At 44.9% G+C, this 12,372-nt stretch carries 9 protein-coding genes; 1 reads left to right on the top strand and 8 read right to left on the bottom strand.

Features of this window, described 5'->3' with window-relative positions:
- Nucleotides 1–126: 126 nt before the first annotated feature.
- The 7 genes from ruvC to cobI all read right to left on the bottom strand — a co-directional run bounded on the left by ruvC (nt 127) and on the right by cobI (nt 11,049).
- Nucleotides 127–621: a crossover junction endodeoxyribonuclease RuvC gene (ruvC, locus tag B6K08_RS02625; RefSeq protein ID WP_027396358.1), complete on the bottom strand. Its 495-nt coding sequence runs from the start codon at nt 619–621 to the stop codon at nt 127–129.
- Nucleotides 622–681: 60 nt separating this feature from the next.
- Nucleotides 682–1,413, bottom strand: a complete 732-nt coding sequence (locus B6K08_RS02630; RefSeq protein ID WP_027396357.1) for a YebC/PmpR family DNA-binding transcriptional regulator — start codon at nt 1,411–1,413, stop codon at nt 682–684.
- A gap of 362 nt (nt 1,414–1,775) precedes the next feature.
- On the bottom strand, nt 1,776–2,999 hold the full coding sequence (gene tyrS / locus B6K08_RS02635) for a tyrosine--tRNA ligase (RefSeq protein WP_080325291.1): 1,224 nt from the start codon (nt 2,997–2,999) through the stop codon (nt 1,776–1,778).
- 51 nt (nt 3,000–3,050) lie between these two features.
- A complete protein-coding gene (locus B6K08_RS02640) occupies nt 3,051–5,135 on the bottom strand; it encodes a transglycosylase domain-containing protein (protein ID WP_080325292.1) in 2,085 nt (694 codons plus the stop codon).
- Nucleotides 5,136–5,198: 63 nt separating this feature from the next.
- Nucleotides 5,199–7,574, bottom strand: a complete 2,376-nt coding sequence (locus B6K08_RS02645; protein ID WP_080325293.1) for an endonuclease MutS2 — start codon at nt 7,572–7,574, stop codon at nt 5,199–5,201.
- 20 nt (nt 7,575–7,594) lie between these two features.
- On the bottom strand, nt 7,595–10,099 hold the full coding sequence (locus tag B6K08_RS02650) for a U32 family peptidase (protein ID WP_080325294.1): 2,505 nt from the start codon (nt 10,097–10,099) through the stop codon (nt 7,595–7,597).
- Nucleotides 10,100–10,350: 251 nt separating this feature from the next.
- A complete protein-coding gene (gene cobI / locus B6K08_RS02655) occupies nt 10,351–11,049 on the bottom strand; it encodes a precorrin-2 C(20)-methyltransferase (protein WP_080325295.1) in 699 nt (232 codons plus the stop codon).
- A 178-nt stretch (nt 11,050–11,227) separates the two neighbouring features.
- Between cobI and trxA the strand changes: the two genes are divergently transcribed.
- Nucleotides 11,228–11,545: a thioredoxin gene (trxA, locus tag B6K08_RS02660; RefSeq protein ID WP_027396351.1), complete on the top strand. Its 318-nt coding sequence runs from the start codon at nt 11,228–11,230 to the stop codon at nt 11,543–11,545.
- Between the two features lie 91 nt (nt 11,546–11,636).
- Here trxA and deoD read toward each other — a convergent pair whose 3' ends face one another.
- Nucleotides 11,637–12,353 carry a purine-nucleoside phosphorylase gene (gene deoD / locus B6K08_RS02665; RefSeq protein ID WP_027396350.1) on the bottom strand — a complete coding sequence of 239 codons (717 nt, stop codon included), beginning with the start codon at nt 12,351–12,353 and terminating at the stop codon, nt 11,637–11,639.
- Nucleotides 12,354–12,372 lie beyond the last annotated feature (19 nt).

The following is a 12,372-nucleotide window of genomic DNA, read 5'->3' on the forward strand; positions in this document are numbered from 1 at the left end:
AATTCTCATTAATACACTCAAACAACAAGTATTATAATATATTTATGTGTTCCAGTCTACAGAAATCCCCAATAAAAAGTGTATACTTTGTATTTTTTTATGTACAATCCACTATTCTATGTAAACCTAAATTTTATTTCTATAAGTAAAGCTATTTAAAACATGGGAGGTACAAATGGCAACCGCCAAGGCATCTGCCACATCATCCGGTTTTGGTGGCTCGGGAAGATTCAGTAGCTTGGTTACCATATAGATAACCTGTTCCTTGGTGGCCTTGCCATATCCCGTTACAGACTGTTTTACCTGAAGCGGTGTACGCTCCACCAGCTCCAAGCCATTCTTGGCAGCCGCCAAAAGCACTACCCCCCTGGCCTGTCCTACTGGAATAGCCGTAGTGACATTGCGATTAAAAAATAACTGTTCCACCCCCATGACATCTGGCTTGTATTTTTTTATCAGCATATCCAGCTCATCATATATCTTTGCCAGTCTGTCCTCAGGTCTGGCCTTGGCACTGGTGGTTATGGCACCATATTCATGGGCGATAAGGCGACTACCGTTGGATTCCACAAAGCCATAGCCACAAATTGCCGTTCCCGGGTCAATACCCAATGCAAGCATTTTATTTTTCTCCCCTTAATAATATGTAAAAAATAAGCGGCCCGCAGGCCGCCATATTTTTTATTCTTCGTCCATTTCGTAGTTGCCATATACTTCCTGTACATCATCATTGTCATCGAAAGCATCCAGCATTTTCTGCATATTTACAACGTTCTCACCCTCAACCTTAACGGTGTTATCAGGTACCATTGTAATTTCTGCAGAAGCAGTTTCAATTCCCTTGTCAGTCAACGCCTGAAGAATATCATCAAAAGCATCAGGCTCGCCAGTGATTTCAAAAGCATCATCTTCAGCCACAAAATCATCCGCACCAGCTTCAAGAACCAGCTCCATGAGAGCATCCTCATCGTCAAAGGCTTCCTTTTCCACTACGAAAACAGCCTTCTTGTTGAACATCCAGGATACACAGCCATTAGCGCCCAAAGAACCGCCATACTTGGAGAAAATATGACGCACATCTGCTGCAGTACGGTTGCGGTTATCGGTGAGGATATCCAGCATGATTGCAGTACCGCCAGGGCCATAACCCTCGTAGGTCATCTCCTCATAGTTGCTGCCATCAGATGCGCCCAGTCCCTTCTGAATTGCACGGTTGATGTTATCCTTAGGAATATTATTGGCCTTAGCCTTGCTCAGTGCCAGCTTAAGACGCATATTACCTGTTGGATCGGAACCACCCATACGAACCGCTATGGTAATCTCACGGCCTATTTTAGTGGTAATCTTACCGCGGATAGCATCGTTGGCACCTTTCTTTCTCTTAATATTAGCCCATTTAGAATGTCCTGACATTACTGAAAACTCCTTTTATTACATTTTCTTGGGGACAGTACCCAAGGTATATTTCACAGATAGATAGTATAACACAAATGGCAAGTTTTAGCCACTTTTACATATGTATCATTGGAAGTACCGATATGCCCATAATCGGGAACTGTGCACTTACGCTTATATATGGTTTATTTGTCTATAAAAATCATAGAAAATCCGATATAACTGTAATCGTAAAGGCCGGATAGGGGTACAAAAGGGGACATATTTTGCCTTGGTACTTAGCGAATGCAAGCTGAAACGCACAGCATGAGCTTAGTACCGCTAGGCAAACTAGAGAGCGCGAGCGTTCCCCGTTGTACTCCTACTTGGACTATTGATGTTTACACCTTTAATAAGCGGTAAAACTTTTTCTTGCCCTTCTTAACAATTGCCTCTCCGTCAGTGAAATTGCCCTCTGACAGTGTATAATCTGGGTCAGTCACCTTCTCGTCATTGAGAGACAAACCATTCTGCTGGATGAGACGACGGGCCTCACCCTTGGAGCCGAATACCTCAGCTGCCACCAGCACATCTACCAGCTTCTTAGCAGCATCCTCAGCGGTAAGCTCAACTGTAGGCATATTCTCACTGGAGCCGGAGCCACCGAATACAGCTTCCGCAGCTGCCTTGGCCTTATCAGCCTCCTCCTGACCGTGAACCAGCTTGGTTACTTCGTAGGCAAGAATCTTCTTGGCTTCGTTAATCTCCTGACCCTCAAGAGCACCAAGACGGCGAACCTCCTCCATTGGAAGGAATGTCAAAAGAGCCAGACAACGCTCAACATCAGCGTCATCCACATTTCTCCAGTATTGATAGAAGTCATAAGGAGAAGTCTTTTCCTTATCCAGCCACAGAGCACCGCCAGCAGTTTTACCCATCTTCTGGCCATCACTCTTGGTTAAGAGGGTGAAGGTAAGACCATATACAGCATCACCGGTTATGCGACGTGTCAGCTCAACACCACCAATGATGTTTGACCACTGGTCATCACCGCCCATTTCCAGCTTAAGATTATAGCGACGATGGAGCTCCAGGAAATCATAGGACTGCATAATCATGTAGTTGAATTCCAAGAAGGTAAGACCCTTTTCCATGCGGTTCTTGTAGCACTCAGCTGCCAGCATACGATTAACAGTGAAGTGGGCACCAACCTCACGAAGCAGATCAATATAATTCAGCTTGCGGAGCCAGTCACCATTGTTTACCATCAGTGCCTTGCCGTCACTAAAATCAATGAAGCGTGCCATCTGCTTCTTGAACTGATTGCAGTTATACTCAATATCCTCATCGGTGAGCATTTTGCGCATATCACTGCGGCCAGAAGGATCACCTACAGTACCAGTACCACCACCTACAAGACACACTGGTCTGTGACCAGCCTTCTGAAGATGGGACATAACCATAAGCCCCAGAAAATGGCCTACATGAAGGCTGTCAGCTGTTGGATCAAAACCAATATAGAAGGTAACCTTCTCATTCTCAAGCATTGCACGAACTTCATCTTCGTTAGTACACTGGGCTATGTAGCCACGCTCTTTCAGCACATCAAAAACACTTATTGACATTATTGTATTTCTCTCCTTAAACCTGAATACAGGGTATTTGTATGTTAGATTTTAATTTGCCGTTTTCCCGGCAGGTGCAGTTGGGGAAGGTGCAGGAGTACGGGATGGGGATGGGGCAGGGCTAGGCTTAGGCTTGGTACTTTCAGTATTGGCTGGCTTTTCAGCGCCCTTCTTTTCTGTACCTTTTTTATCCTTGTCCTTAGTTTCCTTCTCCTTGGTATCATCCTTTACAGGGGCTTCCACACTGGTAAGAACAGCACCATCAAACTTCTTGACTGGCATTCCTGCCATAGCCTTGGTCATAAAGGCCTTCCAAATTACCGCAGGAGTGGTACCACCTGTCATGGTGCCCATGCGCTGGTTATCATCAGTACCAACCCAAACGCCTACTACCAAATCCGGAACATAGCCCACAAACCACGCATCGTGGTAATCACTAGTAGTACCAGTCTTTCCGGCTGCGGGGCGGTCAATCTGCGCTGCGGTACCAGTACCACGGACCACAACTCCCATCAGCATACTGGTCAAATCATTGGCTGTAGCTTTCTTGAGGACCTGCTTGCTTTCGGTTCTATCCTCCTCCAGCACCTTGCCATTGCGGTCAAGGACCTTGATGATAGCTGTATGCTTTACATGAACGCCGTCATTGGCAAATGTACAGTAAGCACTGGTAAGCTCCAAAGGAGTTACACCACGGGTAAGACCACCAAGGGAAGTTGACAGATTACCATCATTCTGAGGACCCTCAGTTACGAAGGTGGAAATTCCCATTTCCTTGCCCAAATAAATAACCTTATCAATCCCAACCTCCTGTGCCACGCGAACAGTTGGAACATTTAAAGACTGCTCTGCAACGTAACGCAGGGAAACCTTACCATTAAATTCACGGCTGTAATTCTGAGGTGACCAGCCATTAATATCAAGTGGCTTATCCTCAATAATGGTTGACGGAGTAAAATCAGACTCCAAGGCTGCCGCAAAAACAAAAGGCTTAAAGGCAGAACCAGGCTGTCTTTCCGCCAAAACAGCACGATTAAACTGGTCAGTACCACGTCCGCCCACCATGGCTTTAATATAGCCTGTGTGTGGATCAATGGCCACCAGGGCCCCCTGTGGCTGCTTAATACCGTTGCTTTCGGACATATCAGGAAGATTCTTCATAGCTTCCTCAGCAGCCTTCTGCATATCGATGTCCAAGGTGGTATAAATCTTCAGGCCTTCCTTATATACAGCATCAGCACCATATTTTTCAATCATGGTCTGGGTCACATAATCAATAAAGTAGGAAGCCTCGCCTCCTGCCTTGGAGGAAGCCTTAACCAGACGCAGCTCCTCGTTCTTTGTTTTGTTTGCAGTAGAAGAACTGATATAGCCATATTTGGCCATCTGATCAAGCACAGTAGCCTTACGCTGCTGAGCCGCCTGCAAATTATTAGTCGGTGAATAATAGTTAGGACTCTTTGGAATACCAGCCAACATAGCACATTCACTAAGGTCCAGCTCCTCCACATTTTTGCCAAAATATGTCTTGGATGCTGCCTGTACGCCATAAGCACCGTTACCAAAGTAAATCTGATTCAGATAAAGCTCGAGGATTTCCTCCTTGGTATACTGATGCTCAAGCTGAATGGCCAGGAACATCTCCTGTATCTTACGCTTAAATGTACGGTCCTGTGTCAGATAAGCATTTTTAGCCAGTTGCTGAGTAATAGTGGAGCCACCTTCCGCTACGCCCTTGGAAGTAATATTAGACCACATGGCACGCAAAATACCACGAGGGTCAACACCAGAATGCTCATAAAATCTGGCATCCTCAACAGCTACGAAGGCATTTTTCAGATTTTCGGGAATCTGATTCATCTTAACCGGAACCCGATTTTCATCAGCATGTACATTGGCAATCTCATTACCATTTATGTCATAAATCTGTGAAGATGCCGGCGGCCTCACATCAGCAAGGTCAGCCTTTGTATTCAATGTGGCTGTAAGAAATCCGCATCCAACACCAATAATCATTACAACCATTATTGAAGCAAAAATTATCAGGATTCGACTTGCAGTGCTACCGCCAGAGGACTTCTGAGGCTTCTTCGCCTGTCGAGCCCGCTGCTGAGCCGCACCTGTACGTTTTTCCATGATAGACCTCCTTATACACATATACGCTAACATTTTACCATAAATGTTGCGATTTAGCTAAGTTTATTTAAGAGTTACCAATGTTGCACCGGTACCACCTTCGCTCATGTCTGCAAAATTGAAGCCTGCCACATTTCTATGATGCTTCAAATACTCGTGTACACCCTTTCTAAGGGCACCTGTCCCCTTACCGTGAATGATAAGCACCTGAGACAGTCCCGCCATAATGGAGTCATCGATGAACTTGCCTAAAACGACCTCGGCTTCATCCACCATCATGCCGCGAATATCAATATCACGATGGGCCTCCTGGGTTTTGGATATAAAGCTGCTGCCTCCCTTGGATTTTCTGCCGGTTAAAGTTGCTGGTTGTTCCTTTTTACCCTTTTCAACAAATTTGCAGGCAGAAGCCTTCATGGTGGTCTTCATAGCCCCCAGCTGAATTTCCAATTCTTTGCCATGAACCCCCAGAACTGTGCCCTTCTGGTCCAGCTTGGTAACATAAATTATATCCCCGACCTCGATGGTTTTTAAATCAACAGGCTTTCTAAATGCCTTGGCAGAAACAATACCCGGGCGGACACGGCCTGCTTCCTCATTTAACTTGTTTCTGGCATCCTGAATAGCCTGCTGGCGCTTCTGGATGCCCATATCATTAAACTGCTCCTTCAGCTGCTTAATGATTTCCTCAGATTCCCTACGGGCACGACGAACCAGGGCAGAGCCTTCATCCTTGGCCTTGCGGATAATATCGGCCTTTTTCTGGGACAGCTCCGTACGCATGGCCTCAGCCTTGGCCTCCATCTTCTGGGCTCTCTGGAGCTTGGCCTCGATATCGGCATTCATCTGCTCATACATCATCTTTTCTTTTTCCAGCTGATTAATAACCTTCTCAAACTGGGCATGATCTGCCTGTATCAGCTGCTTTGCCCTAATAACCAATGCCTCGCTAAGTCCCAGGCGACGGCTGATGGCAAAGGCATTACTTGCCCCAGGAATACCAGTCAGCAATCTATAGGTTGGTCTAAGAGTATTTACATCAAATTCCACGCAGGCATTTTCGATGCCATCACGACTAAAGGCAAAGGTTTTCAGCTCGGAATAATGTGTAGTAGCCATAACAGTAGCCTTAATATTCAGGAGCTGTTCCAGTATAGCCATGGCCAAAGCCGCACCTTCCTCGGGGTCAGTGCCTGCTCCAAGCTCATCCAAAAGCAAGAGATCGTCTGATTCCACCTTGGCCAAGATTTCCACCAAATGGGTCATGTGAGCAGAGAAGGTACTGAGGCTCTGCTCTATGCTCTGCTCGTCACCAATATCTGCGTAAATATTATTATACACGGCAATCTGAGAACCGTTTTCCACAGGAAGGAACAGTCCCGCCTGAGCCATAAGCACCAAAAGTCCAAGGGTTTTCATGCTGACGGTTTTACCACCGGTGTTTGGACCGGTAACCAGCAGCATATTGTAATCAGCTCCAATGGAAATATCTATTGGCACCACCTTATCACTGTCAATAAGTGGATGACGGGCTGATAATAGGGAAGTAGCTCCATCCTCACTGACAACAGGCTCCACAGCCTTCATTTCACGGGCGAGACCAGCCTTGGCAAAGGTGAAATCGATAAAGGTCAAAATATCACAATTTTCCATAAGAATATCATCCTTACGGCGAATCTGGTTGGAAATATCTCTAAGGATACGTTCTACCTCATGCTTTTCCGCTGCCACCAGCTGCTTGATATCATTATTAAGATTAACCACGGCCATTGGCTCCACAAATACGGTGGAACCACTGGCAGACTGATCGTGGACAATACCTGGAAAATACTGACGGTATTCCTGTTTTATAGGTACCACATAACGGTCACCGCGCATGGTGACAATGGCATCCTGAAAATATTTCTGGTACTCCGCAGAGTGAAGAATGTTATTCAAATGGTCCTTGATACGGGCCTGAGATATCTTCACCTCGCGACGAATACGCTTTAATTCCACACTGGCATCATCACGGAGATTACCATGCTCATCCACAGTATTTTCCAAATTGCGTTCCAATTCACCCAGAATCTCCAGACCACGAGCCCAATTTTTGAGAATAGGGGCATCCAGCTCCAATTCCTTGAAGAATTTTTTTACCCCCCGCATAGCGTACATGGTAGTGAGCACATCCATGATTTCAGAGGTTTCAATAATGGCACCAATACCAATTTTCTTCATCAGCTCACGAATATCACGGATACCACCCAAAGGTGGATTAGCCATTGAAGAAACCATAACTGCCTCTGCAGTCTCCCGCAGCCTTTCCTTGACCTCGTCTATATCGCTACTAGGCTGCAAGCCTCCTGCCAGTTCCTTGCCTAAAATAGAGCCCGCCTTATTTTGCAGACGCTCCAATATTTTTTTATATTCTAAAACTTTAAATGAATCCTGTTCCATCTATAACCTCAAAAAATATATTACTCCACACCTCTAAAGTAATGACCTCGAGTGATATTATCCCCCTCAAGGACCTCCGCTGCAGCCTTTTCCCTGTCGCTGAGCTCCCCATCAAAGGCCATATACTTCTTGTAATTGGCAATAGTCTTCTTTAACTGAGCAGCACTCATGTAACGTGCCTCTATTCTCAGCTGGCTGATACCCATAGCACCAAATTTCATGGCGTGAGGCAGCATACTGAGCCGATTGCCGTTTAATACGTGCATATGGCAATACTGATCCATCACAAGAGGAAACTTAACATCCTTACGATCCTTTAAAAAGAATTTCTTACCGCTATTTACACATGGAGCACTGCACTGACCTGCATGAAGCCCCCCAATGAAGCTGCCAGTGGCACAATATTCTGATACCATCAGCTCCATGTTACCATCCACTATACATGAAAGAGGCATATCACTTTCCTTGGCCAGCTTTTCCACCTGAGCCAACGTAAGCTCAGGAGAAAGCGTTACAGCCTCAACTCCCAGCTCCACTAAGTTCTGTAATGTCTTAAAGTTGTAAGAAACCAAGGAATAATCTGCGTGAACCGGGATATCGGTAAGCTCTCTTACAGCCGCCAATGAGCCTATATTATGTACATTAATTGCATCTGGCTTATAGGAAGCCACAGTTCTTAGCCATGTATGGAATCCCTGTAATTCATGGTTTCTTATAATTCTGGGGGTATTAAAGGCAATCTTTGCCCCAGCTTTATGAGCCATATATACAGCCTTTTCGTACTGCATAGGTATAATAGCATCATGATGATAGGATTCACCGCCAAATACAACCCAATCTGCACCTGCAAACAGTGCGGACTGCAAAAGCTCCATGGTATCCACCACAGCAGTAATGCCAGCCTGAACCCTTTTCCTTGTTTTCGGCTTGTTTAAAGCCGTAGCATTATTCGGAATAGGCTTTCTTTTATATTTGGAAAGTCTTTGACGTTCCAGCATTTCCACTGCTTTTCTTCTGGCCTCGTTGATTTCGCTTATGGGAACCATAACATTGCCTTCAATGTGACATTCCAAATTTCTTAACTCAAATATGGAAGTACCTAAACGGGACACCTGCTTATGAATGGTTTCCTCGCTTAATGGCCGTTTAATGGCCTCCTGACCAATAAACTCTGTCCTGCCTTCCCCTTTATGTCCATCGCCATCTATCATGGAAATGACAAGAGACTCACCCACAGCAGCACTGACACTCACATCCACCGGCACCCTGCGTACTGGGGAACCAGTATTGTAAAAGCCCTTGGCCCATTCCATAAGGGGTGCATCATACACTTTAAAAGCTCTGTCATGCTCAAATACCCTGGACTCCACCGGGAAGCTCACCACAGATCCTGACTGGGCCTGATCTACGGGAACCATATTGCGGTTTTTGCCGTTCTTTACAATATTAAGTTCCTTAACGGTGGCGGTTACACGTCCCCCCACCTTAACCCAAAAATCTACTTGATCCCCAACAGATAAGCTATCCGACAGCTTCATGGTTACAAAACCGGTGGCACTGTCATATTCCATAACCCTTCCCAGCATTATGCCACGATTATTCGGACGGCGGTCACTCATCATATTGCGGCCCTGCTTCTTTTCCAGAAAAGCCGTAGTAAAATCACGATTAAATACCTGAGCCAAATCGTGTCGCGCCTTATCCGTTACATGGAACTTGCCGGCATAATGGCTGTCAATAACCTTACGATAATTATTTACCACAATACCTACATACTCCGGGCGTTTCATACGGCCCTCTATTTTAAGGGAGGCCACACCAGCATCAATAAGCTGAGGAATTAAATCAATAGCATTCATATCCCTTGGGCTGAGGAGATATTTTCCCGCAGTATCCTTCAGCATATCGTTGTCATGCTCATCCACCAAGGTATATGGCAAACGACAAGGCTGGGCACAGCGCCCCCGGTTTCCGGAACGTCCACCGATCATGCTGCTCATCAGGCACTGGCCGGAATAGCAGACGCACAAAGCACCGTGGATAAATACCTCTATTTCCACATCACAGTTATCAATTATGTGCTTAATGGCTTCCAGAGAAACCTCACGGGAAAGCACCACGCGGGTAAAGCCCAGCTTCTGGAGGGCCAATACGCCATCAAGATTATGCACCGTCATCTGGGTGCTGGCATGAAGTGGCAAATCTGGTACTATTTCCCGGGCCAGCTTGGCCACGCCTAAATCCTGAACCAAGATAGCGTCTGCACCAGCTTCATATAGAAAACGAAGATAATCTGCCAGCTGTGGCAGCTCCTGATCATCTACAATGGTATTAACGGTAACATTAATAAGGACATTGCGCAAATGGGCTATTCTGATAGCCTCCCGCATGCCTTCTTCGTCAAAATTATCTGCATAGGCTCTGGCTCCAAACATATTGCCAGCAAGGTAAATGGCATTGGCACCACTTTCTATTGCTGCAATGAGGGCCTCCTTACTGCCGGCCGGGGCCAACAATTCAACCATAACTGCATCCTCCAAATCTATGTAAAAAACAACTCAAGCTATAAAATCACATCGTATTATTATACCTTAGTTGTTCCTTTTTTGCCATATATAAATGAGCGTTGGGACAGTGCCTTTCACAATGTCACGATACTAAAATTTCTTAACGTATCGTGCCAAACTGTTCAAGGCATCTGTCCCAACGCTCCATATAAAAATTAAAAGAACTGCCGGGAAATATTCCCAACAGTTCTTGATGCCCTATTACGCTTTTAATCTCGCTTTGTAAGAATTGTGGACAGGTAATTCAGCTTCTTGTCCTTACTGGCTGCCACATCAGTGATAATTTCCTCATCTGGAAGGCCGCAACGACTTACCAGAGTGGCATTCTTCAGCATAGAGGCTTCATCCAAATTATCGACCACCTGGGAGAAATTCTTGTACACCTTCATAATAACTGCGTTATCACAGGTAGCCAAAGCCTTCTTCAGCTTATCCTCGGAAACAGTGGCTGGAATAATGCTCAAGATGTCATCGCCCTCCACAATGGAACGGCCGAGATAGCTGGCAATAGCACAGAAGGCAGGAATACCAGGAATGGTTTCAATATTGGCCCCTGCTTCCTTAAGACGATTATATACATAAATGTAAGTGCTGTAGAACATTGGATCACCAAGGGTCAGGAATACAACCTGTTTTCCCTGCTCCAGCATGGCCATAATCTCTGCTTTATTTTTTTCCCAGGCAGAAGTGTCCTCAGAAAACCCCTTAACCATAGGATAAATCTGATATACTATTTCTGTATTTTCACCAATATAGCAACGGGCAATATCCAATGCTACACTGCCTTCCTTTTTCTCTGTTCGTGGTGCAATGACAACATCTGCCCCTTTAATGGCATTAACTGCCTTCACTGTCAAAAGCTCAGAATCCCCAGGGCCTACGCCTACACCAAACACTTTACCATTCATGTGTATATCACTCCTTAATGAATCATTCTATTTTCATAATCTCATAGTATATTATACCTAATATTTATCATAACTATAATAACACAAAACACTTTACAAGTAAGAATTTTTTCTTTAAATTAAAACTATAGTGAGAAAAATTTTAATTTGTACATAACTCTAAAGGAGGTAAACAAATATGGCAGAGGTAAAGGTTACCAAGGATAATTTTCAGCAGGAGGTTCTGGAATCTGATATTCCGGTTATTGTGGATTTCTGGGCAGAATGGTGTGGCCCATGCAAAATGATGGCACCTATCCTTAAAGAAATTGCCGATGAAAATGAAGGCTCCATAAAGGTGGCCAAAATTAACGTAGATGAGGAATCCTATCTTTCCTCCCAATATGGTATTGTAAGCATTCCAAGCCTGTACTTCTTCAAAAACGGCAAGGTAGTAAACCAGTACATCGGCTTCGTGCAAAAGGATTTCGTTCTGAAGCTGCTGAATGAATCATAATTGTAAAAAATTAACACTTAAAAACGCTATTATCTGCTGTGATATTCACACCACTGTGACTCAGCCAATAATAGCGTTTTTTCTTATGTAATTAAATTTTGGTCTGAATAATTGTTTCCAAAGCGATTTTTATCATGTCGTTAAAATTAGTCTGACGCTCCTCTGCAGGGACTGCCTCCTTGGTCAGCAGATGGTCAGATGCAGTAAAGATGCCCAAGCTCTGGACACGATATTTTGCCGCAAGGAGATACAATGCTGCAGTTTCCATTTCTACAGCCAAAATACCATAGCGACGCAGCTTTTCATTATCAATATCATCATCATAGAAACGGTCCACAGTGACGATGTTACCCACCTTAGTTGGAATCTTAAGTGACTGACCAACCTCCATGGCCTTGCTCATCAACTCATAATCCGCCAATGGGGCAAAATTAATCGTAGGTCCAAAAATATTACGGATTATTGAGGAATCTGTGGTAGTTCCCTGAGCAATTACAATATCGCGAAGATTGATATTTTCATGCATGGCACCGCAAGTACCTACACGAATCAGTTTTCTTGCACCATATTCCCTAATAAGCTCGGTAACGTAAATAGAAATGGATGGTATACCCATACCAGTACCTTGAACAGATACCGGAACCCCCTTATAGGTTCCGGTGTAACCAAAGGCTCCACGGATTTCATTATAGCACTTGGCATCCTCCAGGAAATTCTCTGCAATATGCTTCGCACGAAGAGGGTCACCAGGCAGCAATACTCTTTTGGCGATTTCACCAGCCTGTGCACCAATATGTAAACTCATTATAATCTCCCCTTTCAACTCT

The organism is Anaerovibrio lipolyticus DSM 3074, assembly GCF_900141865.1.
GTDB lineage: Bacteria > Bacillota > Negativicutes > Selenomonadales > Selenomonadaceae > Anaerovibrio > Anaerovibrio lipolyticus.

Bases quoted from the DNA above. Each gene is read 5' to 3' on its own strand.
- ruvC (WP_027396358.1), bottom strand. From the start codon at position 621: ATGCTTGCATTGGGTATTGACCCGGGAACGGCAATTTGTGGCTATGGC.
- B6K08_RS02630 (WP_027396357.1), bottom strand. From the start codon at position 1,413: ATGTCAGGACATTCTAAATGGGCTAATATTAAGAGAAAGAAAGGTGCC.
- tyrS (WP_080325291.1), bottom strand. From the start codon at position 2,999: ATGTCAATAAGTGTTTTTGATGTGCTGAAAGAGCGTGGCTACATAGCC.
- B6K08_RS02640 (WP_080325292.1), bottom strand. From the start codon at position 5,135: ATGGAAAAACGTACAGGTGCGGCTCAGCAGCGGGCTCGACAGGCGAAG.
- B6K08_RS02645 (WP_080325293.1), bottom strand. From the start codon at position 7,574: ATGGAACAGGATTCATTTAAAGTTTTAGAATATAAAAAAATATTGGAG.
- B6K08_RS02650 (WP_080325294.1), bottom strand. From the start codon at position 10,099: ATGGTTGAATTGTTGGCCCCGGCCGGCAGTAAGGAGGCCCTCATTGCA.
- cobI (WP_080325295.1), bottom strand. From the start codon at position 11,049: ATGAATGGTAAAGTGTTTGGTGTAGGCGTAGGCCCTGGGGATTCTGAG.
- trxA (WP_027396351.1), top strand. From the start codon at position 11,228: ATGGCAGAGGTAAAGGTTACCAAGGATAATTTTCAGCAGGAGGTTCTG.